At 40.6% G+C, this 24,637-nt stretch carries 11 protein-coding genes; 2 read left to right on the top strand and 9 right to left on the bottom strand.

Going from position 1 to position 24,637, the window contains the following annotated elements; translation table 11 throughout:
• Nucleotide 1 precedes the first annotated feature (1 nt).
• From HMPREF9075_RS07800 to HMPREF9075_RS07775, 7 genes are all read right to left on the bottom strand, one after another.
• A complete protein-coding gene (locus HMPREF9075_RS07800) occupies nucleotides 2–1,219 on the bottom strand; it encodes a folylpolyglutamate synthase/dihydrofolate synthase family protein (protein WP_009415978.1) in 1,218 nt (405 codons plus the stop codon).
• 3 nt (nucleotides 1,220–1,222) lie between these two features.
• The gene (locus tag HMPREF9075_RS07795; RefSeq protein WP_009415977.1) at nucleotides 1,223–2,038 is read right to left on the bottom strand and encodes a hypothetical protein; all 816 of its coding nucleotides are present in this window, start codon (nucleotides 2,036–2,038) and stop codon (nucleotides 1,223–1,225) included.
• Between the two features lie 9 nt (nucleotides 2,039–2,047).
• The gene (locus HMPREF9075_RS07790; protein WP_009415976.1) at nucleotides 2,048–2,434 is read right to left on the bottom strand and encodes a biopolymer transporter ExbD; all 387 of its coding nucleotides are present in this window, start codon (nucleotides 2,432–2,434) and stop codon (nucleotides 2,048–2,050) included.
• Nucleotides 2,435–2,446: 12 nt separating this feature from the next.
• Entirely contained in the window at nucleotides 2,447–3,151 is a 705-nt protein-coding gene (locus HMPREF9075_RS07785) for a MotA/TolQ/ExbB proton channel family protein (RefSeq protein ID WP_009415975.1), read from the bottom strand.
• 85 nt (nucleotides 3,152–3,236) lie between these two features.
• Nucleotides 3,237–4,904, bottom strand: coding sequence for a formate--tetrahydrofolate ligase (locus HMPREF9075_RS07780; RefSeq protein WP_009415974.1), 1,668 nt, complete (start codon nucleotides 4,902–4,904; stop codon nucleotides 3,237–3,239).
• A 30-nt stretch (nucleotides 4,905–4,934) separates the two neighbouring features.
• The gene (locus HMPREF9075_RS12890; protein ID WP_009415973.1) at nucleotides 4,935–5,204 is read right to left on the bottom strand and encodes a hypothetical protein; all 270 of its coding nucleotides are present in this window, start codon (nucleotides 5,202–5,204) and stop codon (nucleotides 4,935–4,937) included.
• A gap of 147 nt (nucleotides 5,205–5,351) precedes the next feature.
• A complete protein-coding gene (locus HMPREF9075_RS07775) occupies nucleotides 5,352–6,749 on the bottom strand; it encodes an aromatic amino acid ammonia-lyase (RefSeq protein ID WP_009415971.1) in 1,398 nt (465 codons plus the stop codon).
• A 365-nt stretch (nucleotides 6,750–7,114) separates the two neighbouring features.
• Between HMPREF9075_RS07775 and HMPREF9075_RS07770 the strand changes: the two genes are divergently transcribed.
• Together HMPREF9075_RS07770 and HMPREF9075_RS07765 are read left to right on the top strand one after the other, a co-directional pair.
• Nucleotides 7,115–9,637: a BamA/TamA family outer membrane protein gene (locus HMPREF9075_RS07770; protein WP_232305081.1), complete on the top strand. Its 2,523-nt coding sequence runs from the start codon at nucleotides 7,115–7,117 to the stop codon at nucleotides 9,635–9,637.
• Between the two features lies 1 nt (nucleotide 9,638).
• On the top strand, nucleotides 9,639–10,634 hold the full coding sequence (locus tag HMPREF9075_RS07765) for a phosphatase PAP2 family protein (protein ID WP_034557201.1): 996 nt from the start codon (nucleotides 9,639–9,641) through the stop codon (nucleotides 10,632–10,634).
• Nucleotides 10,635–10,714: 80 nt separating this feature from the next.
• Here the strand turns inward: HMPREF9075_RS07765 and ric are convergent, their stop codons facing one another.
• Together ric and HMPREF9075_RS07755 are read right to left on the bottom strand one after the other, a co-directional pair.
• Complete coding sequence (ric, locus tag HMPREF9075_RS07760) at nucleotides 10,715–11,437, bottom strand: iron-sulfur cluster repair di-iron protein (protein WP_009415967.1); 723 nt, start codon at nucleotides 11,435–11,437, stop codon at nucleotides 10,715–10,717.
• Between the two features lie 632 nt (nucleotides 11,438–12,069).
• Nucleotides 12,070–24,387: a T9SS type B sorting domain-containing protein gene (locus HMPREF9075_RS07755; RefSeq protein WP_034557191.1), complete on the bottom strand. Its 12,318-nt coding sequence runs from the start codon at nucleotides 24,385–24,387 to the stop codon at nucleotides 12,070–12,072.
• Nucleotides 24,388–24,637 lie beyond the last annotated feature (250 nt).

Below are 24,637 nucleotides of genomic sequence, written 5' to 3'. Positions count from 1 at the left end.
TTTATAAAACTTCTGCCACTACAAAGGTACTGCCACCTACGAAGATAAAGTCGGTAGTTGTGGCGTTGGCTTTGGCAGCTGCCAAAGCTTCTGCTACTGAGGGGTAGGCCTCGCCTTGCAGTCCTTTGCTGGTAGCTATCTGGTGTAGTGTAGTTACATCTAATCCTCTTGCTATATGTGGGCTACAGAAGTAATAAGTAGCCTCACGAGGAAAGAGTGCTAATACAGCATTTACATCTTTCTCTTTTACAAAGCCTAATACTATATGAAGATGGGTATATTGTTGTTTTTTAAGTTGTTCAACTACATAAGTAAGCCCTCCGATGTTATGCCCTGTATCACATACTATTGTGGGATGCTCGCTAAGAGTTTGCCACCTACCTTGTAGATGGGTATTGCGAACTACGTGCATCAATCCTTCACTTATATTCGTTGTACTTATTGCCCAACCTTTATCTATCATTAGCTGCATAACAGCAACAACTCCTTTGATGTTCTTCTCTTGGTAACTACCCTGTAAATCAGTGGTGAAGGTCGTAGATATAGTTTTATCGGCAAAGAGAATAGGCGCTTTTTGCGCTTCAGCCTTTTGTATGAATACAGGAGCTGTTTCTTCTTGATATTCGCTTATTACCACAGGTGTTTCATACTTGATGATACCCGCTTTCTCATAAGCTATTTCGGCAAGTGTATTACCCAATATATCAGTATGGTCTTTAGAGATGTTGGTAATAAGGCACACATCGGGTGTGATAATATTAGTAGAATCAAACCTGCCGCCTAAGCCTACCTCAACAACTGCTATATCTACTTTCTCATCGGCAAAGTAGCTAAAAGCAAGCCCTACAGTCATCTCAAAGAACGATAGCTTAAAATTCTCTAAGTAAGGTTTGTGTTTAGCTATAAAATCTATTACATATTGTTCACTTATTTCTTCCCCATTTATTTTGATACGCTCTTTGAAATCTTTCAAATGCGGTGAAGTATAAAGCCCTACCTTATATCCTGCTTCCTGAAGTATAGAAGCTATCATACTACTGGAAGAGCCTTTACCATTAGTGCCTGCTATATGCACCGTGCGCAATTGTTTTTCAGGATTGCCCAAATAGTTGGTAAAGCTTATTATATTATCGAGTTTGTTATTCAGTGCTGCTCGCCCCTGTGATTGAAACATTGGTAGTTGGGCAAACATCCAAGTTAGTGTTTCTTGATAATTCACTTTTTATTCTCTTAATTTAAAATTAACTACGATGAAGCCTACTTGTCGTATAGGAGCGTTTTGATCGGCGTTCCAAGTATGCTTATAGGCGGTTTTTTCGGCAGCTACCCAAAGGCATTTAGCAGGGCTGTTAGTACCCTTTACACCAGGGGTAGCTTTTACTACCTTGCCACTGCGGTCTACTTCTATTTGCACCACTACGCGCCCCTCTTCATTACAATCTTGTAGTACTTCTCCTTGTGAAGCAATGGTGCGCCCTTTCAGCCCCCAACCTTTGCCGGTATTACCTCCACCACCAGCACCATAATAACTGTCGGCGTACTGGCTACCATCTATTTTCCCTTGATAGCCATAGTGGTTAGAATCGCCTTGTCCTCCTGTATTATTGCCACCTGCATTGGCAGCTCCTAATATATTAGAAAGCGCATCCGATGCCTCTCGTGAAGGCTTTTGTTGTTTAGGAGTTTCTTTTTCTTCTTTAGGGGTTTCTTTCTTTTTTTCTTGTTTTTTAGGTACTTCGGGGACAGCTACTTCTTCGTCGTTATCTTGTGCCAATAGGTTCTCTTTTACCTCGGGCGAGGTAGCCTCTTCAGGTTGGGTGTCGGGGGTAGGTATTTCTTCTTGCTTAGGCAGTGAAGGGGGAGGAGTATACTTGCCAGAGCCTTCTAAATCTATACCATAGACTACTTCCACACCGCTTTCGGGTGCGGGGTCTAAATAACGCATCCCTGCCAAAAAGAGTAAAAGTACCAATAGCACCATTACCAATAAAGTAATAGCAAATGATTTTTTTTCGTATTCTGTTTTAATGAAACTCATAAAGTAATTTTATTTGGGACGTACTGCCAAAATAACTTTGTATTGGTTTTGGTTGGCTACATCCATTACGGTTACGGCATTTTCTATAGGCACACTTTCTTCCACACGCAAAATGATTGTAGGGTTTTCTACACCATTGAGGGCTGTTTTTAGTTCAGATTCTAAGTTCTCGGCATTGATTTGTTTTTTATCAACAAAGAAGTTTAGGTTCTTATCTATGCTTACCGATACGTTTTGCGTGTTTGTAGATTTTCCTTTTGCCTTAGGCAGTAGCAAATCGAGTGCATTGGGGCTATTGGCTGTAATCATAAAGAATACAAGCAATAGGAACACAATGTCGGTCATAGACGACATACTGAACTCTGGACTTACCTTATTTCGGCTTTTTATCTTCATAGACAGCTTGTTTTAAAAAGGTTCGTTCAATAGGTCTAAAAAGTCTACTGCATTAGCTTCCATTGTATGTACAACCTTATCGGTGTTTACTACCAAGTGGTTGTAGCCTACATAGGCAATAATCCCAACAATAAGTCCTGCTACGGTAGTGGTCATTGCAGTATAAATACCGCCTGCTAAGGCACCCATTTCGGCTTGCCCACCAGCACTTGCCATTTCGTGGAACGAAAGTATCATCCCTACTACAGTACCCAAGAAGCCTATCATAGGCCCTGCCCCTGCAATGGTAGCTAAAATAGCTGTATTTTTTTCTAACTTATATACCTCAAGTGTACCTGCATTTTCAATAGCTTTGTTGATATCCTCTAAAGGCTTTCCTATGCGTGATATCCCTTTTTCTATAAGGCGTGCTGCAGGCAAGTTGGATTGAGCACAAAGTAACTTAGCAGCTTCAATTTTTCCTGAAGCGATATTATCGCGTATTTTGTATATGAAAGTATTATCTACTTTAGATACTGCCCTGATAGCCAGCAAGCGTTCAAAGTAAATATAAAGTGCTACCCCTAGCATAACAAAAAGAATGCCAATGATAATAACGTTTGCAGCTCCTCCTCCTACAATCATATCCATAATTGAAAGTGTTTTCTCTTGGGCTGCTTGTGCAGTGTCGTTCGCAGCTGCTGCGGCAGCTGTAGCTGTAGTTTGCAATCCTAACATTTTTCCTTAATAATTTATCTTTTAAAATCTTGCAAAAGTACAAAAAATAACGTAATTGGTAACAAAAGATTAACAATTTTAACAATTACGACAAGCCTGTGATGATGCCTTCATCATCTATATCCATACCTTCGGCAGCAGGCACACTTGGCAGTCCTGGCATACGTACTGTATCGCCTAAAATTGGGATTACAAAGCCTGCACCAGAGGCAAATTCAAACTCGCGTACCGTTACATCAAAATCGGCGGGACGGGCAAGTTTCTTTTCGTCATCGCTCAATGACTTTGGCGTTTTTACGATGCACACCGGTAGCTTATCAAAGCCTAATTTGTTAATTTGTTTTAGCTGACTTAGGGCTTTGCTACTGTAATGTACTTGTCGAGCTCCGTATATTTTGGTGGCTATGGTTGCTATTTTATCTTCTATGCTTGCTTGGTGGTCGTAAAGAGGTTTGAAATGGCTTTCGTTGCTTTCGGCTATGGCTACTACAGCTTGTGCGAGTGCTTTAGTGCCTTCGCCCCCTTCAGAAAAGCCTTTGCTTACGATGGCTTCTACCCCTTTTTGTTTACAAAATTCTTGTACAAAAGCGATTTCCTCATTGCTATCGTGAGGGAAGTAGTTAATAGCTACTACAGCCTTAAGCCCAAATTGTTGTATGTTTTCTATGTGTTTTTCAAGATTTCCAATACCGAGTTTCACTTTTTGCAAATCGGGGGTATTGTATTCTTCTTTTTTAGCACCTCCGTGGTGGCGTAGCGCACGTATAGTAGCTACAATTACAGCAGCATTGGGGGCTAACCCTGCCGATACACATTTGATATTGAGGAACTTTTCAGCCCCCAAGTCGGCACCAAAGCCCGCTTCCGTAACTACATAGTCGGCTAAAGAAAGTCCCATTTTGGTAGCCAAGACAGTATTAGTGCCTTGTGCAATACTTGCAAAAGGACCTCCGTGCAATATAGCGGGGTTGTTTTCTAAGGTTTGTACCAAATTGGGCTTGATAGCTTCTTTTAGCAGCAGAGCCATAGCTCCTACAACTTTGAGGTCGCGTGCAAAAACAGGAGTCCCGTCAAACTTTTTCCCTACGTAGATGTTCCCAATACGCCTCTTCAGGTCGGAGAAGTTTTCGGCGAGGCATAGGATAGCCATAATTTCTGAGGCAGGGGTGATATTGAAGCCGTCTTCGCGTGGTACGCCGTGAGTGCTTCCGCCTAAGCCTACTACGATGTGGCGTAGAGCGCGGTCATTCATATCCATTACGCGTTTCCATACTACGGTGCGAGGATCTATCCCGATGCTGTGTGTTTTGCTTTGGATATTGTTATCAATAACTGCTGAAAGGAGGTTGTTGGCTTTTTCAATAGCAGAAAAATCGCCTGTGAAGTGGAGATTGATATCTTCCATAGGCACTACTTGCGAGTAGCCACCGCCCGCAGCCCCTCCTTTGATGCCAAATACAGGACCTAATGAAGGTTCGCGCAATACAGCGATGGCTTTTTTGCCAATTTTATTAAGTCCTTCGGTAAGCCCAATGCTCACAGTAGTTTTGCCTTCGCCTGCTGGTGTAGGGGTAATAGCGGTAACAAGCACCAATTTGCTATTTTTTATCTTTTGGGCATCTATAAGGTGCAGAGGGAGTTTAGCTTTATACTTTCCGTAAGGGTCTATATCATCTTCGTTGATATTTAGCTTTTTAGCTATTTCTTTTACAGGGAGTAGCTTTGCGTTTTGAGCGATTTCAAGGTCTGTCATAAGGAGCTTAATGATTTATGATTAATAATTTTATGAGATAATATTTATTTTTATTGGTAATTCTTTGGCGAATCGCAAGAAATGTTGTACTTTTGTACCCGAAGATGAGTTAAAGTCATAGACTCGCTGGGCTAATAACCTAGAAGCGTTATCGGACGTGTTGAGTAAGGATTTTAACTCATCTTCTATTATTTTTTCTTCTGTTTTGATACTATTATACATAGTTTTTAGCCGTAATTTATTGTTTTTGCTACCAAATATTTCAATAATCACAGTTGTATTATCTTTGTTCTTCTTCAAAAATAAATAAGTTTCAGCTTGATGTTTTTTACTTTATTTTTAAAGATGGTTTCATTTTGGGTTGCTTAATTTTTTTCAGGGCAAAGGTAGGAAATTAAATGGTGATGTGCAAAAAAACGTACATTGTTTTTTTAGTTGTATTTGTTATTAAACGTTGTCTTTGCATTTATTAAAGAAGGATAGGGTGTTTTCTATTTTTTGCTTTAGAGTGTTATCTCCTTCATTTGCTGCCATAAAGGATAAATATTCTTCAAATATAGCTGAATAGGAAGATATTTTCCTCATTTTCCATACTGAAGCTGCCAAAATAAGCTCTATTGCTAATATTTGTTCTATATTACGAATGATTTGTTCGCATTTTACGGCTGCACTTCCTCCCATTCCTTTAATATCTATTGATTTTTCAAACAAAATAGGGCTTTCTATGCTTGATGGTGTGGATAGCCGTCTGTTTTCATTTAAAATTCCTTCAATAATTCGTTGGAATATAGGATATTCTATCAGCTCACTTTGTTCTTGGTGTTTGGTGATTAGGTAGAATACGCGGCGCTCGCTGATGTTGCCCAAGCTGGTGAGGGTAATAGCGAGAAAATCCATACTGAGAGATAGTGGGAGTGTGTGTGAGTTCCCTCCAAAGATGACTTCTTTGTTTTCGTGAAACAGTATGGGGTTATCGGTAGCTGAGTTGATTTCGGTTTTGATAACTTTTCGTATAGAGGCGATGGTTTCGCGCACGGCACCGTGTATTTGGGGTATAGAGCTGAACGCTTCGGGAAGGATTTTAAAATTGTTATTCTCAAAAGGAGCGGTGTGGTTGCTGAGAAGGTTGCGAAGGTGTTCGGTGGTTTCTATAAGTCCTTTATGGGGGCGTACAATTTGTATGGCTGGTGAGAAGTTTGTTAAGCTACCTCCAAATACTTGGGTGGATATAGAGGCTACTATATCTGCCCATTGTATGATTTTAAGTGCTTTAATGAGGTTGTAGGCACAATAGGCAGTGGTAAGTTGGGTGCCGTTGATGAGTGCTTCGGCTTCGCGTGGGGTAAGTGATAGGGGTTGCCAGCCATATTTGGCTTGTAATTCTTGTGCTGCATAGGTTTTTTGTTGTATAGAGACTTCGCCTTCGCCGAAGAGTGGCAGGGAAAGGTGTGCGAGAGCGATGCGCTCATCGGGAATATCTTTGGTATAGACTACGGGGTAAACTTCTTGGTTGTAGAAGTCTATCAGGCGTTGTACAACTTCTAATCGTACGCCGCTATAACCATATGATAAAGATTGTATTTTTAAGAGGAGCATTAGTTTGACAATGTGGTTGGGCAGCTTGCTACCTATACCGCAGGCGTAGTTGCGCAAAAGCTGGTGTTGCTTGCCTTCCAACTGTGTGAGGTATTGTAGTGGTGGGGTATTGCAGGCATTTTGCAGGAAATGCTGACATTTTTGGATATTGAGCAGGGCTTCTTCGGATAATTTTAGCTGGCTGTTGCTTTCAATAAGAGCTTCTATTTGCTCTAATACAAGTACTTGGTTTGAAATGTAGTGTGTCATAGGGGTATTTTATGGAGTTTTTTTCTTCGGCAAAGATACAAAATAATGTTTAATGATTAATATTTCGGTGCGAGCCGCACAAGCTTCACATACTCGACTGTGCCAGCTCGCCGACTTTCCTTCGGTGCGAGCCGCACAAGCTTTTATCCTTCGCTCAAGGTTCGCTCAACCTTCGCTCAACCTTCGCTCAGGGTTCGCTGGGGGAAATTATGAATTTTGAATTTTGAATTTTGAATTGGCGGACGAGGACTAACAGCTATTTTTTTTTGCTAATTACTAATTGTTTTGTAATTTTGAGCCCTAAAATCTATATAGTGAAAAACTTTCTTTTAAAAATATTATTTCTAAGCGGTACTATAGGGGGATTGCTGCTCTCTGCTGGTTGTGAGGTTTCTAAAAGGGTGCCTGAAAATAAAGTTTTACTGCGCAACTATACTGCTTATATAAACGGAGTGCCTACTGATGACAGCAAAGTGAATAACTTTGTTCTGCAAAAACCCAATTCATACGTGCTGGGTATGCCCCTAAGCTTGTATATATACAACTGGGGAAACCCTGATGCTGAAAAGGATTTTGACTTGTGGCTGGAAAAGCACCCTCGCTGGCATCGCTTCCTGAATGGATTGCTTTCTGAAAAACAAGTGGGCAGACTGCAAAAGTCTTTTTTGGTATCGGGAATAGACCGACAGCTGATGCGTATAGGCGAAGCTCCTTCGGTATTGGATACTGCTATGGTGCGCAAAAGTACTAAACAGCTGGGGGCTTACTTTAAAAGTATTGGTTATTTCAACGCTAAGGTGAAAGATAGTATTTTCCTGAAACAAAACCAGCACGACAAATATGCTTTGGTGGGCTATTACATCAATACTGGAGACCGTTATTTGATTGACAGCTTGAAGACGTCTATCTCTTCGCCTCAAATAGATTCTGTATATCAAAAATATGTAAGCAAACGTATTTTGAAAACGGGCGATGCTTATCAGTTGGCTGATTTTTCGGCTGAAAAGGGGCGACTTTACGAGCTTTTTAGGAATAATGGTTTTTATACCTTCCAGCAAAGTTCTATAGGCTTTGAGGTGGTGCGCGATACTGTGGGGACATCTAAAGATAGGAAATTACAGGTTACAACAATCATAGGCGACTTGATAGAGCGCGATGGCGATGTGATTACTCAGAAAAAATACAAAGTGCACAGGCTGAACAAGATAAGGGTGTATACTGACTATGAGGCGGGTAGCGACAAAGCGGCTATGGACTCATTGGTGCATAAGAATATTGTGATTTATTACAAAGACAAGTTGCGCTATCGCCCTAAGGTACTGGCTCACGCTTTGGATTTTAAGCACGGGCAGGTGTATTCTGACTTGAGGCGTGGTAATACTTATAAACAGCTAAATAACTTGCGTGTGTTTCGCTATCCCAATATCGATTTTAAATATGCTACGGTAGATACGCTTGAAAATAAATTGGATGCTAATGTTTATCTTTCGGCTTTAGATAAATTTTCGTTGCGGGTTAACAATGAAATTAAGCGGTCGGAAATTGAGGCTATTGGTATTGGGCTTGGGACTTCGTTTTCGGCTCGTAATATTTTCAGGGGGGCTGAGACTTTGGAATTGAACTTGCAAGGTACATTTGCGGCTCAACCTTCGCTGAATGATACTCACTTTTTTAACACTTCGGAATTTAGTGGTGATATTCGGTTGATTTTCCCGTCTATAATGTTTCCGCTAAATACCGAAAGGCTCATTCCTTACTATATGACTCCTCAAACAATTTTTCAAACGGGGGTGAGTTACCAAAAGAATATAGGGCTGGATAAACGTACCTCATCGGGGATTTTGCGCTATGTGTGGAATCCTCACAAACAAAAAGATAAGGCTATTTTTGACCTTGTGAATGTGCAGTACGTAAACAACTTAAATCCGCTTAACTTTTTCAATATTTACCAAAGTACTTATGAAAAACTGAATGCTATTGCTCGCAAATACCATTTGGGTAGTAATTATGTGGATAATAGAGGGAATTTAACGCCTATAAGGGGGACTTATTTGTTTATGGAAGATGTATTGAAGGGCAATACTATCCTAAATTCTGATGATTATGTGCCTTTTTTTGGTGTTTTGGAACGGATGAATAGGATTATTAACAACGACTTTATCGTTTCTTCGAGCTTTACGTATATCATCAATAGTAAATCGCAGTTTTTTGAACGTGATTTTTCGCAGTTTCGCATCAAGGGTGAGGCTGCTGGTGGGCTGCTAAATTTGCTTTATACGATGTATAACGTGGTAGATAATAAGAATGACAAAAATAAAATTTTCGGGGTAGAATACGCTCAATATGCAAAGGTAGAGCTGGATTACATCAAGCATTTTCCTATAGGCAAACAAAGTTCGCTGGCATTCCGGTCGTTTTTGGGGGTTGCTATTCCTTATGGCAACTCGGACAACATTCCTTTCTCGCAGAGTTACTTTGCTGGGGGTACTACCGATAATAGAGGTTTTAAGGCTTATAGGCTGGGACCGGGTAGTAGTCATTCTTTTTTTGATTACAACGAGGCGAATATGAAGCTTACGCTCAATGGTGAATATCGTTTTCCTATCTTGGGTGCTATTAAAGGTGCTTTGTTTGCCGATGTGGGAAATATTTGGAATGTGGCTGATAATACGCGTTTTGAAGAAAATAAGTTTAAGGGATTTTCATCACTAAAAGATGTGGGGCTAAGCACAGGCTTGGGGGTGCGTTATGACTTTAACTTTTTTGTTATTAGGCTGGATATGGGTCTACCTACTTATGTGCCTACAGGCGACATCGGCGAGCGATGGATTAAGAACGTACAGCTGCGCGATATTGTGTTTAATTTTGGTATTAATTATCCGTTTTAGTATGAAAAAGACTTTTTTGAGATTGTTATGTATTGCAAGCAGTTGTGTTATGGCGCAAGAGGCTGATACGCTGGGGGTAAGCTCTGCCCCTACCCAGCGTTATGAGGTGGGCGATGGGGTTACGTATGTATATAAAAAACCGCGCTTGATACACTTGGTAGATAAGTTGCCGCGCAACATAGGCAAATCTGCCAGCAGTATGGTTTCGCGCAAGTATTATCCTTACGGGCTGGGGGCTTTGGGAGCTACGTTGGCTATATTGCCTGCTGACCCTTGGCTTATTCGCGAAAGCAGAAATTTAGGGGAATCCATAGGTTTCAGCGAAGCGCATACGTATAAAAAATTAGGATTCTTGAAGATTGTGCCTGCGGATGTAAATTCGGCTTTATATTTTGTAGGGAATGGTACTACTTTTATTATCATCAGCGGAGGGCTGGCTACCTATGGGCTCATTACCGATAATTATCGCGCCAAGAGTGTATCGTTACAATTATTGGAAAGTATCTTGGTATCGGGGGCTTTTGTACAGCCTTTTAAGCGGCTCACGGGGCGTGAAAGTCCGTTTATTACGGCTGAAGCAGGCAGGTGGCATAGTAGATGGACGTTTGCACCGAGTTTTAAGGCGTATCAGGAGCATACTCCGCTATACGATGCGATGCCTTCGGGGCATTTAACTACGGCAATGTCGGCACTAACGGTACTTATTGAGAACTATCCGCGCCAGCGATGGATACGCCCTGTAGGGTACACTGCTTTGGGACTAATGTGCTACGAGATGATGCAAAGCAAGGTGCATTGGGCTTCTGATTATCCTATCGCCTTATTTTTAGGCTATATTACGGGCAAAACTATTGCAGATAGGCGTATTACTAAGGAATATAACAATGAAGCTAATAACACTGCTAAAATACTTGAAAAACAACGATACAAGTGGCAGTGGTGTAGTGGGCGTACGTATGATGGGTATGCACTATTAGGAGTAAATGTGCAATTTTGAGCGTGAAGAACGCAAGTAAAAAAAGACAGCCAAAGTTTGGGCAAACTTTGGCTGTCTTTTTTGTAAATAGTTGAGTATTACTATTTGCCACGCAATTCTTTTTCTAAAGCAATAGCTTTAGGGAAAAGGATATTGTTTTCTAAGTGAATATGCCTATTGAGGTCGTTTTCGAACTCTTGTAGCATTTGGAAGCTCACGCGGTAGGTGTTACAAGCATCTGCGGGAACAGTGTAGTTATTGGTAAGCTTTACGATTTCCTCAAAGCGGTCGCCTTCTACGCTATGCTCGTGCATCATCATAGCCACAGGGTTTTCAACAGTACCGAAAGGTATTTCGCCTAAAGGTTGCCCTGATTGTTTAGCACGCACGAGCTGTTCTATATAAGGGAACAGTACGTTTTCTTCTTTTACGAAGTGCGAAGCAAGGTCGCGGGCACTTTCTTGGAATATGCGATTTATTTCGTGTAGCTCGGGGTGGTGATCGCCGTGTACCTTAGCGATTTTATCGAGGAACTGGAGTAGCATAGGAGTTTTGTCGCGCACGTATTGGTGGTGAATGCGCACGATGTAATTAGCGAGGAGGTCGAGCGGCCAGTCGCGTACATCTACTTCATTGCTATTACCGCTTGGCAATGATTGCAGGTCGTTAATAAGTGCTTGTTTGTCTATGTTTTTTTTCTCACAAGCCTCGTCAATAGTACGTCCGCCTTTGCAGCAGAAGTCTACGTTGTGTTTTTTAAATATGGCAGCTGTACGGAAGTCGTCAGCTACTATTTCTCCGATAGTTTTGTTATCAAAATTCATAGTGTTATTATTTAATGGTGCAAAGGTAAGAAAAAGAATTAAGATAATAAAAGAATTTTGTATCTTTTTTATTAATAAGGTTATAATAGGGTTTGATAGAGAAAAACAAGAATTATTTTAGGCAGAAAATAAACTTTAACACTCTTTGCATTATTATTACATTTTTAATAATATGCTTAGTTTTTATTTATTAAAAAGGAGGCTTTATAAAGAAAAAAAGTAAAATATTAGCGAATAAATACGAAAAAATCATTGTAAAAATGGGATATTTTTTAGAATACGATAATATTTTTAAATATTTTTTAAGAGATTTTTTGGTGGTTCATAAAATTAGCGTATCTTTGCAGCGTTAAAAAGATATGAGACTTTTTCATAAACCGTTACCAAACTATCAAAATTGTGTGGTAAAAAGTAAAATTGTAAAAAAAAAGTTTTTTTCATAATTTTTATTTTTAAGTTTTCTTTTTTATTATTAAATTCTGGGGCTGCTGAGAAGGGATTCTCGGCAGTCTCTTTTTTTGCGTACTAGAAGAGCTTTTAAAGCTAGTATAATTCGGTTTGGGTATTGTTATTATAGAAAACAAAAAAAAGCCGCCTTTTTAGGCGGCTTTTTTTTGTTTTCTTTTTTATTATTAACGATATAACGTAAAGTTACCATTGAAGGTACGATCGTCATTTTCATCGTTCATTTCAATGATGTACCAATAGTCACCTGTTGGCATATCATTGCCTTCGTATTTACCGTCCCAAGACTCTCGGTAGTTCAATACCTTTAAGCGGCGTCCGAAGCGGTCGAAGATACTAATTCTTATTTGAGGGTACTTCTCTACATTTATAGGCACCCAAGTATCATAGATACCATCACCATTAGGTGTAAAGAAGTTTGGTATAAGAATATCAAAGTACTCTTCATAGAATGTGCGTGAGCGTACGCAGCCTGCGGCATCGTATACTACTACATTCACGGCTTTGAGTTTCTTGCCGCTTACAGGGTTGGTATAGTCGGGGTCGTTAAGTTTAAGTTCGTAAAGGTTTGTTTCGTCATAATACTCACCGTTAAACTCATACTTATACGGTTTCTTACCATCTTTACCTTCCACTTGTAGTGTATTTACCACTGTAGTAGGAGTTTTTACGATTTCGGAAAGCTGATAGATTTCCTCAATATGCACAGGATTAGTAAGGGTATGGCTGCACGATTTTACAGCTCCTGTAGCTGAATGTACACTTGTATAGAACAATTCCATAGTTTGCGTAGCTACAGTTATATCAAAGCGTGTTTGGTCTATATACCCTATATTACCTTTGCGGTTGCTATCGCCGTTGTTACGTGAGAACATTAGCGGAGTGCTACCATTTAGGCTAAAGGTCATTCTGTTGAAATCTATTTCGTCTTTGAAACGAACTTCTATCCACGTAGAGAACTCATTGTTATCACAATTATAGCCTTGTGAGGTAGAAGCCTCCAAGTCGGGCACTGAAATAACTGAGAAATCAAACGTTGGCGACATTGTACAGCCTACGCCCGTGCCTTGTCCGCTATCGGTTATATAAACTCTATAATCACCTGCAGGCAACTGTTCAGAAGCTACACTTGGCGGTGCGCCTACCATATTAGGAACGTTCACTGGCGTACTGCTATAGATACCAGACTCATTGTGATATGGTATATTAGTATATTTATCCACCACTTTCACTGTATAAGGAGGACGCCCCCCTTCTACGTGGAAGGATATAGAACCATCACGCCCTTTGTAGCACACTTGTAGGTTTTGAGATGTTACCGAAACAGTAATAGGAGCAGGTTCTTTTATCTCTATTTGTCGTTCTATAAGCGAACAACCCCAAGTATCCATTATCTCTACATCATAGAAACCAGGTGCAAGATTTTTATAGGTAGCCGATTTAGACTCTTCTTTTTCTGGAGTAAATAATATCCTACCATTTTTATACAATGTATAGTTATATGTGCCTGAGCCACCTGTAATAGTAGAGGTTACTACTTGTATGATACCATCCGAACTACCCGAACAAGTAGCGTGCTGAGTAACAGTAATTGTACCCGAAATAGCATCAGGATAAATAATACCTACCTCGTGCGTACCTGAATATACAGTACAGCCCCATTTATCACTAATACTAATAGTATAGCTGGTTACAGCTCCTGGTGTAGGCACTGCCGATAATCCTGTAAATAGTATCTTACCTCCATCTTCGCTCAATATCTTAGACGGTACTGCTGCACCATTAATAGTAATCTCATAAGGAGCCCAACCTCCAGATACTCTCACCATTATTTCGGCACGGTTACCATCACAAGTTACACTATGTGTTTCTTCAGCAAATACATCCAATTTTTGATCTGCTTCTATAAGCTCAAACGTAGCATAAGCCTTACAACCTGTAATTATTGAGGTTGTTTCTACACGATACTTACCTGCACTGATACCCGTTTGCTGATATTTACCTGGGGTAGTAGTGCCGTGTGTAGTACCACTAAATACCGCACTATTATTAGCAAGGTCATAAATCGTAAAGTTGAAACCATCAATTACTTGGTCGCCGTCAGAAAGACGTGTATCAGAAAGTTCAAAGGTTATCTCTCCAGTACCTCCCTTACAAGTAATATGCTGAGGATCTTTAGCTTCAAGTAACAATGTTTGAGGATCAAGCACCGTATAGTTTACACTCACCTCACACGATGTTTTCTTATTCACTGCTTTCACTACATAATAACCAGGTTCGGTAATCGTTACATTGTTAAATGTAAGCGAAGTAGCCGAGTGCGTTATAATTGGTGCAATTTCACCTATTTTAGTAATGGTATACTCTATAGGCTCATTGTTGTACACCGTTGTAGTGCTTACGGTTATATCAAACTTCTCACCTGTGTTTGCACAAGTAAGTGCTTGTGTTTGGCTTGCTGTTATCGCACTCATTATCAAGGTAGATGATACAGTAGCTACAGTGCTGGTCATAGAGCAACCGTTGCTATCATATACCTGTACGTAATAGTCGGTATCAGCAGTTAAGTAGTTAGGCAAAGTATAAGTATATATATTTTCGCCAGCTTCTACTGTTTTTTGAGCTACCAAAGTATTAGAAGCTACTGTCCTAAACTCAATCCTTTCATAGATACCTGTACCACCACTCACAGCATCAAGGTCAAATATCAATCGTGGATAAAGCGATTCGCCTGTTAGATAGCCTGCATCATCTACTTCACATTCGTAGTCTTTCTTAGTAAGAGCTCCTGCTGTGATACTTACAATATCAGGCGAAGTAGCCGTTACTACTTTTTCTACTGTACAACTACGTATTGACTCAGCAGTTATCAAGTAACCTTTACCACCCAAAGAAACAGGTCCTGAAATCAATCCTGCAAAAGTAGCATAGTTAGCATTTGCAGTAAGTGTATGGCTCACTGCCGAACCATCAGGAGCTGTAATTTTGAATACGTAAGGCCCATCAGCTACAGGGGTTACCTTCACACGTACGGTAGCCTCATCTTGATAACAAGTAGGAGTAGTTACCGATAACACTTCTATTCTTGGCATCTCAGGCGGTGCTACTCTGAACATAAGTGTTTTAGCACATTCTGCCGCAGTACCAAAGGTAGCTGCATCATATACACTGATGCGGTAATCACCTTCCCTGATACCATCACCTGTAGAGGCTGGCATTACATAGCTATTGCCCGTTACGTTATCAGCAGTGATAAGTGGTACAGCACGTTGTGTGCTTGAACCTCTATCTACCACACGATACAAGCTAATCTTGTAAGAACCTGTACCTCCTGTGATGTTGCTTACTGTAATAGTTGCTGCCCCATTACCACAAGGTACTATTGGCGTATGCGATGCCTCAAAATTTATATAGTCATATACTTTGAAGGTAGTGCTTGTTTCGCAACCATTACCATCACGTATTGATAACGTATATGATGAAGTATTAGGAGCCAAACGTATAGGCAACAATACATTCGTTTCACTTGCTACAGCTGGCATTGTAAGATTTTGCCAATCGTTTATACCATCTACTTTATACTGATGTTGTCCTACACCCTTAGTAGCAAACACTACATTTACAGGATAGTCGGAGTTATCAGAACAAGCATCCAATACATCTACTGAAGCTATAGCAGGACTAGGGTCTAAATCTACCGTAGTGATAGTGTGTACCAAGCAACCTGCCGCATCACGTATGTATACACGATACATTCCTGAAATCAAATCACGTGCTGCTCCGTGAGCATTCGCTGTAAAGGCATTATCTAAGGTAACACCTGAAAGCACAGGTGCTAATGGTGAGCTAATACCTTCATAGTAATATTCATATGGCGATTGACCTCCTTGAGCATCTACCACTACCCTACCCATACCGATAGGTTGTGGTTGCTTGCAGTTCGCTTTCTTCGCTATTGTTACCGAAGCAGTAAGTTGTGATGCCGAACGCTTTATGGTAAATTCTGGCGATGCTTGTACGCAACCTGTTCCTGCATCAGTAAACACTGCAAAGTAACGTCCTGCAGGAATACCTTGAGCGGTATAGTTTTCACCTACTGAAGGTAAAGCAAGGTGTGTGATAGTACCTCCCACAGTTACAGACCCACCATTATGGTCAGTAGGATCTGTAAATCCTGGTGCTGTAGGTGGATATTTGTATATCCTATAGTTAGTAATTCCAGATACACCCCAATTCTTCAAGAAGAAGGTTACCTTACCATCATCAGCATCTCTACAAGTTGTAGGACGTACCAATGTTACTTGAGATTCTAAAGCCGACTGAGATGGTAGTGGAGCACTCGCTTCCTTAGTGAATGAACAACCCGAATTAGAGTCATACACTGCAAAGGTATAACGCACCCCTGGGGTAAGTCCTGTACCTAAAAGTGATGTAAAGGTATAGGTAGAGGCTTTCACTACAGTTACACCATCCGATAGTGTAGTATCTACAGGTGGGTCGGCTCTGTACCAAATAGTAGTACCACCATCAGCATCGGTTACACTCACTGTAGGAGCGATAGGGCTACCTGTAGGTCGTCCCATACCTTCTTTATAGATAGCAATATACTGTCCGTTGCCTATCACACCACCCAATCTGTCATATACCGATACTGCTACATCAGCAGAGTTAGCAGTACATTGAGCAGATACAGGGCGTATATCCAAACCATTAGCTTCTGATGTTACTTGGAAATCATCTGTAAACTGACAGCCTTTAGCATCTTCCACCAGCACTTGGTAGCTACCAATGTCCATACCATTAAAGGTTTGCATATCGTTGGCTGTCACACCCGTACGCGAAGCTATAGCAGTACCGTTTTTGATGAGTGTAACTTTATAAGGTGCTGTACCACCAGCTGTAACCATAGCGGTAATATCTGCCAATTGTACTCCCGAACCATTACAAGCCAAACTTGTGTGGGTAGTTGTAACCACCATTGCAGGCACTTCGGCTATGCGTACCGCCATAGGCTCCGATTTACATTGTGCGCTATCTACTATGGTAAGAGTATAAACACCTTTTGGCAATGACACCAAGTCGGCTGCATTATGTGTATTTGTAAGCGTACCGTTGTTTAGCAATATTGAGAATGGAGGTACACCCCCTGCTATGCTTCGGTTATTTATCAATATCTTACCAGTATTAGCACCCGCACAATTTACATCTTCTACAGTAGGTGTAGTTGTAAAGTAAGGTTTCACTACTTTCACTTCTTGTCGGTCGGATACTACTTCACAATATTCGCCATTATCCATTAAATAACGAACTTTGAAATAGTACACTCCTTCTACACTACTTTCAAAAGTATATACATTACCCGAAGATGACAATGAAAGCCCAGCTCCTATAGCTGTAGAGAAGCCCGTCGTAGCGTTGTTGCTCCACAAGAACTCTCTAGTACCTGTTCTACCGCCTGTATAAGTAATCGTAAATTTAGCCCTACTATTAGGTGCACAATTTAGCGGCGTAACAGGCACTGTTTGTATGCGCAACGGATTCGCTATTGTATAAGTAGCACTTGCATTACAAGCACCGCCATCGCGTACCACTATATTGTATAAGCCTGCTGTTAAGTCTTCATAAATAATAGAAGTACCGCTTGCCACACTACCATTTTCAAAAGTAGTACCACCATCTTTACTGAATTGGTAATCGCCGTTACCTTCAAGTACTTTCACTTGTAAACGTCCTGTAGTACCACCTTGGAAACAAGGAGCTAAATCTACCACCTCTATACGTAGAGGTTTAGCATTAGCTACTACCAGAGTATTGGTAGTTACACAACCATTAGCATCTTTCACTTCTATACGGTAAGTACCCGCTTCTAAGTTGAAGTCAGCTTCATTATTTACCGCTGCTTTAGTAGCAGGTGCTGTACCACCTCCTGTAGGTGCATAGCTAAATGATTGATAAGGTTTAGCACCACCCTCAGCAGTGAAACGTACTGAAGCGTGTGTATCCAAGCAAGTTACAGGAGCTACAATAGTAGCTGTAACCACTGCAGGGGTAGGTCTCTTAATTGTATAATCAAAGCTTGTCATACAAGTAGGCTCATTAGTCTTGCGCACGTAGAGCGTACCACTTTGTACTGCCGATAAGTTTGTGATAGTAGCTACCCCCTGAGTAGCAGTTGTAGCCGAAAGGGTAACTGTAGTCCAGCTTGTAGTACCACGCACTTGATATTGTACAGTAACTCCCTGAGCATTTTCTACTACTAAGGCAATTTCACCATCGTTTTTACCACATTTTTCATCGTAAGCAGTACCACGAGCTTTGAATTGTCTATTGTTTTCTACATTTACTGAAATACCTTCCGAACGCACCGCACATAGCTTGGTAGGTTGCCATAGTTTGATATCATCTACCGCTAAGTCGCTACCTATCACCGATGTAGGTGCTGTATTTCTAATTTCAAATATTACACTATTGTATGCAACCTGAGCTGCTGCAAAAGTCACTTTCTTATTTACCCAGCTATTGCTGCGTTGTAGCTCACCTATTGATTTTTCTACATACTGAGCCAAGTTACCAGGGTTGTAAATACGTACCACCAAGTTAGGGTTCGTACCTCCTGCGTAACTACTTGGTATCAAGTTAAACAAATTCACCGATACGTTCAATTCCTGATTAGGAACTACATCCTTAATAGTGCGTTTGTACACTACACCACTATCATTATTAGGAGAAGCCCCATTGATAGCCAAGTAACGACCATCAGTTACCCCTGATGCATCAGTTGGTGTAGGTGACACCCACAAAGCTGGGTTTGCTGTTACCTGACGTGTAATCACGTATTGGTTATTGGTAAGCGCTGTACCTGCTGTGTTACAAGTAAGGAATACCGAGTCGCTATCACAAGTATCTAAGCCTGTACCAAAATCTTCGTTGAACAACACATTAGGCGTTGTAGCGGTAGCCATAGCAGGAGTGTATTTTGCATAGATACTATATACACCTGGGTTGAGTGTAAACACATTATTTGTACGTGTTTCGCTCATAGTGCCTGCTGCATTACTAATATGGTATTCAAATGCTCCTGACGGAGTAGTAGTAAGTGTAAAGGTACCACGTCCATCACAATCATAAGTAACGGCTGTGTTGGTAACCGTTGGTGGTACTATAGGTACAATCTTGATAGGCAATTCAGTTACACACTTATTGCTATCACGCACATACACCACACTCACAGTAGAACCTACCATTAGTACAGGGTTGTTAGAGTAATTTACGTTATTTGAACTATATTCATAGCCAAATCCTGTACCTCCTGATACGTTATTAATACGCACCTTATATTGTTTTGTAGGCGAAGCACTATCACACGAGATATCTTCCAACACCCCAGCATACGCTTTTAGGGTGCTATCCATACTTTTTATCTCAAGATTAGGATTTACATAAGTACAAGTGTACAATGAGCCAAGCGTAACTTCTATTTTCAATTTATACTTACCTGCCACCAAGTTACTAAAGTAACCTGTATGGTTTTCATCTATATAGCTTTCATTATTGCTTTCGTCAAACTTATACAAAGTTGATTTCACATTTTGGCGTGTATTATAAGTAATTGATATAACACCTGTATTGCTTAGCGAACCACACTTAATATCAGTAGTGTTTATCGTATAGCCCAATAGTTCATCAGGATAAATATCTATAGCTGGGGTAAGCGCATAAGCTTTTTGCGCATCACGTGCCAAGAATACATACGTACCAGGCTGCATAATGTTAATATCTCTATCAGTACCTGCATTACCTGCTGGTATACCTGTAGCTATATAATTAGTATCAGGCACATCGGTATAGTTAGTATAACCGTTTAGTATTACACCATCTATACTCCATACTGCAAAGTCATAAGGAGCATCGCCACCTCCAGCTTGGAAGTTTAGCACACGTAGGTTACAGCCTTTCCAATTCTTAGCTGTAACTTTAGGTACAAGGCGCACTTGTTTTTCTATCTTCTGTGTAAAGGTAGCTTTACAAGTACTTGGCAAGCCCAATGCAGTTACTTCTACTGTATAGGTGTCAGGAGTGCTGATTACAAAGTCTTTTGACGATGATAGCCCTTGGAAAGTAGCTTTTACGTTTCCGTTAGAATCTTTAAGTACATATTTATAAGTAAGCCCCGAAGTAGCCATATTAATCCTAATATTACCATTTTGGTAATCAGAGATATCTCGAGTAAATGTATTATCTATTTCACCTGAAAGTGCACTGTTGAAAACATCAAAATAGAAGTTCTTGCTACAATCACCTCCAGCATTAGTCAAATGCAAGCGGTAGTGTGCTGTAGTACTAATCACAAAATCGCGATCGGTACCTACAGTTTCCCATTTATCATCATCAGTAGCAGGACAGTTCAAGGCGCGAGGTGCTTCACCGCTCTTCAGTTTTTGCCAAGCGATACGCGTATCGCGAATATTAGCTGTTATAGTTTTTGAAGTTTGGTTACACAATATAAAGTGACTCACCCATATATCTTCACTACCACAACGGTCACCACCATTAGCTTGTGCTCTAATAGGGTCAGTAACGTTATCTATATCTACAAGCTGCATCGTTTCAGTAGAGGTAAGTGTAGTACCATTGCAGTTCTTCACTTTTTCTACACGATAAGTACCTACAGCAGGCGCATCTACGTAGTTATTATTTAGTGGGTTTGCCATAAGGTTACCATCTTGGTACCATATATATTGGTCAAAGCCAGTGATAGCTGTTAGGCGCACATTGCTAGTACCAGGACAGAACATCTCGGTACGCACACAGTTATCAGTAGATATTTCAAGCGTTTTAGAACTTGTACTTTCTTGTACAGGCACCACACACGTAGGACGACGACCTTCAAACTTAAATGAGTATGAGGCTGTTAGGCTGTTCATACACGGCTTGCCTATCTCATTACAATCACCATTGAGGCGCAACGGAATCAAGATGGTGCGCAACGGGCCTCCTGCACGCAAAGTTTGCATCGGGATACTAAGTGTAATAGTATTAGAAGTCCTTCCCATTTCTACAGGAGCATTCAAGTTTTCAGTAGCCCCCGAATAGTCTGGTGTACCTATAATAAGAGCAGGGTGATTAGGCAATGTAATTTCCATAGTTGCAGAAGTTACATTCTCTACCCCTTTGTTTTGATAGGTAATTCTATAAGCAAAACTTTCGGAATTCGCAAGCTTGCGGTTGCTTATCACACCATTAGTACCATCTACAAAGGCATCTTTCACCTCCATATCTATGGCTTTAGATTTCACCTCTACATTGAACGAGCAAGTAGCTACGTTTCCTGAAGTATCTTTAAACACATAAGTAACCGTGTGCAAACCTATATCAAAGCGGTCTCCACTTTGGTGCGTTTGGCTCCAAGTATCTATACGGCAGTCATCGGTAGCGGTTACTACACCCCAAGTAGCTACACCATAACATTGGTTAGCCAGCGTATTCACCGTAATAGTACCTGAAGGACAACCTGTTATCACAGGTTTTACTGTATCTTTACCAAAGCTCACCGTTACTGAAGCCACGCCTGTACCGCCACCCGCACAGAGTGTAGCGTCTATCAAGCTATAGCGCACTATATATTTAGTATCACGACGCACTGTCTCGCTTATAGTTTTAGTATCTATAGCAATAGAAGTTTCAGAATTATCAGTCTCTACTCTGAACCACTCTATATTATATAATTGTGGCGAGCCTGCAAAGGTTATATCCATCACATCACCATTACAAGGATTCAGTGAGCGAGAAGAATAAGTAATACCAGGCTGGCTATAACTATTAGTATTCACACTCACTCCTTGAGGTATATCACCACAAGCGTGTGATAATACTGCTACATAGTTACCATTGGCTACATTCTTAAACACATATTTAGATACTTGCGAAGCACTTTGGAACACTACCGATGAAGTTACAGTAGTACCATTGGTTCTCTTAAGCAAGAATTGCAGTGGGTAACGTATGTATTCTGGATTTTTTACTTGTATAGCCACCAAACCTGAGTTGGCAGAAGCATTACACGAAGTGCCTACCACATCTACATCCAATTCTCCTGTAGGAGTAATAGTAAGGTATACACGGCTATTGTGCAATACACCTGTATGGTGGTTAGGGTTACTTGGGTTGTTTGTATCGGTGTTTTCTACCAAAGTCCATCCATTAATAGCAGCATTGGTATCGTTGAAGTTTTCCCAATTCATCACCCCTGTGTTGCCACTTTGGTTGTCATCTTTCCAAACCCCACGTTTTATTTGTGCATAGTAATATCCACGTGATTGGAGCACATAATCACCAGGCTCTAAGTTATTAAAGGTGTGTGCAAGATCACGTGAGCTACCTATATGAATACTATATTGTCCAGCATTATCTTTCTTAAACAATTCAAATAGAGCACCTTTAAGCGTACCATTAGGTGTGGTAGCTATATCATATGATATTTTTGAAGTATTTTTACAGATACTTTCTGCTTTTACCTCATCGCGGGTATAGGTCATCGCTACATCGTCCAAATTATAGTCGCGGTAGCTGGTATTGCCGCAGGCATCGGTAATGGTAATGCGATAATCACCCAAGCCTGTAGGCAAGTCACCAAAGCTAAAGGACGTAGGATCACCTCCTGCATCAGGACTCAATATAGTTTTTATTACTGGGAATGTGTAAGTTACACTGCGTACATTCTCAAAAGGAAGTGCTGTATCAAAGTTGACAGTACGTGTACCTGTACCACCGTTCTTCAAATCGAGTTTTACGGTAATAGGGTAACTAAAATCGGTAGGCGACAGCCACTTGCGTAGGGTAGCTGTATTCTTATAAATACCTTTATCTTTCTCTATATAGTGGAATTGTCGTCCTATAGAAGTAGGTTTAGGACGCATTTCTACTACACGTTTAGGAGAATAACAGAATTTATTACCTCCCGCATCGCGCATTACAAGCTTCACCAAATAGTAACCATTAGGCTGTCCTGTCATTTCAGCATAGTTTTTATTCACCCACGTATAATCAATAGGCGATGACAACAGCTGCCACTTACTAGTATCCGTTTCGTCTATATTATTATTTGTGAACGAAGCGTCCCAACCTGGGTAGCCTGAACCTAAATACTTATAAATTTCGTAATAATAACCAGCACCTGGTGAAGAAGGGTTAGCTATCCAGTTGTTAGCCAATCCATTAAGCCAATAGTATTGGAAGCCTACTTTGTTGGTACTTCCGTCTTCAGGTAATTCTATAGCACGCGAATTAAAATCTACTGCCAGCAAAAGCTCAGTACCTGTAGGACAAGGTACAGGAGGAACTGCAATATCAGAGCGGTTATCAGCACTTATAAGTGCCGAACCAGAACGTACCATAAAAGTACTTGCATTGTTACCTTTAGTAGTGTTAAGAGCTACATCCACTACATTGCGGTCTATCTTTATCTTTTTGGTAAAAGGAGTTTTACCCACATTGATAGATAGTTCTACCACATCTCCTTCTTCAAATACATAATCAGTTATAAATGAATAAGCTGCGGCTACATTGTTGCCACGCCAAGCACTGCGATAAGTAGAACTAATATCAACAGGCCCATACTTAAGCGTACCTCCCGCTGTATAGGCTTTTACTATAGCCGAACCTGTTGCTTGTATAGCAGTTTCATAGTCATCAAGCGAACCGTTGTCTTTTCTATGCAATGAGAACGAGAGCCCAAACTTACAGTTTGCACCCACGCGGATACCATTACCATTCCCCAACTCCAGCTCTAAGCAGTTGAGCGAGAGTGATGCAGGAGGTATTGTAATGGCTGTTTTATTAGTTTCACCACAAGTGGGGTTAGGAGTAGGACTTCCAGCAAAGTCTTCTACAACCAGCTGATAATCAGAACCTGAAGGCATTTGTACACCTCCGCCACCTATAGTAATATCCAGCTCATTAGCCGCATTAGGTTTTGTATGACGCTGGCTGTAAATTTGCGCACCTGCCTTGAAGAGTTTTACATCAAAAGGACCCTTAGCGCCCCCGCGTATAGTAACAATAATTTTACCATCATTGCCTGAACCACTACAAGAGGGACCAAAAGTTAAAACATTTTTGAAGGTGGGTGGTATATAATTACTTGTTACATTCACTACACGAGGTGAAGACTTTTTGTTGGTAGCCACCTCTATTACTGTAACGGTATATATCCCCGCTTTCAAACTTGTAAATTCATAACTATTTTGCCCAGATATTCCTACCTTGAGGGCTTGCGTCTTGCCATTAGGGTCATTGGGAACTTCCAACTTTACTTGCACTTGAGTTCCAGAAGGCCCCATAGTGCTGAGCAAGTTTACATTCAGCTTTGCATCTGCCTTACACTCGCCCGGTGTTGTACCCACGGTAAAGTTGTTCAATGCCACCTGTGCCATTACCGACACCGTAGTTATGACTAAAAAGAAAATTGTTAGAAAAAACTTTTTCATAGTGCTTAATGCTATATATGCTATTCTTGAAACAACAGTATTCTTCATACTTTAATGCACAAAAGTACGCTTTTTTACCGACATAACAAAAACTTTTCTCCTGATTTGTTAAATAATAATACTCTGTATTAAGATTTGAAAAGCTGCGTATCACAGCCTAATGCATTCTTTAACTCTATCATAATTAACAATATACCCAAAAAATAACAATAGCAAAGAAACCTATTACGATTCCTTGCTACTGCTATTT

It is taken from the genome of Capnocytophaga sp. oral taxon 332 str. F0381 (assembly GCF_000318275.2).
GTDB classification, from domain to species: domain Bacteria; phylum Bacteroidota; class Bacteroidia; order Flavobacteriales; family Flavobacteriaceae; genus Capnocytophaga; species Capnocytophaga bilenii.
This window is presented reverse-complemented; position numbering and strand designations above follow the sequence as displayed.

Coding starts and splice junctions, on each gene's coding strand:
- HMPREF9075_RS07795 (WP_009415977.1), bottom strand. CDS start 2,038: ATGAGTTTCATTAAAACAGAATACGAAAAAAAATCATTTGCTATTACT.
- HMPREF9075_RS07790 (WP_009415976.1), bottom strand. CDS start 2,434: ATGAAGATAAAAAGCCGAAATAAGGTAAGTCCAGAGTTCAGTATGTCG.
- HMPREF9075_RS07785 (WP_009415975.1), bottom strand. CDS start 3,151: ATGTTAGGATTGCAAACTACAGCTACAGCTGCCGCAGCAGCTGCGAAC.
- HMPREF9075_RS07780 (WP_009415974.1), bottom strand. CDS start 4,904: ATGACAGACCTTGAAATCGCTCAAAACGCAAAGCTACTCCCTGTAAAA.
- HMPREF9075_RS07775 (WP_009415971.1), bottom strand. CDS start 6,749: ATGACACACTACATTTCAAACCAAGTACTTGTATTAGAGCAAATAGAA.
- HMPREF9075_RS07765 (WP_034557201.1), top strand. CDS start 9,639: ATGAAAAAGACTTTTTTGAGATTGTTATGTATTGCAAGCAGTTGTGTT.
- ric (WP_009415967.1), bottom strand. CDS start 11,437: ATGAATTTTGATAACAAAACTATCGGAGAAATAGTAGCTGACGACTTC.
- HMPREF9075_RS07755 (WP_034557191.1), bottom strand. CDS start 24,387: ATGAAAAAGTTTTTTCTAACAATTTTCTTTTTAGTCATAACTACGGTG.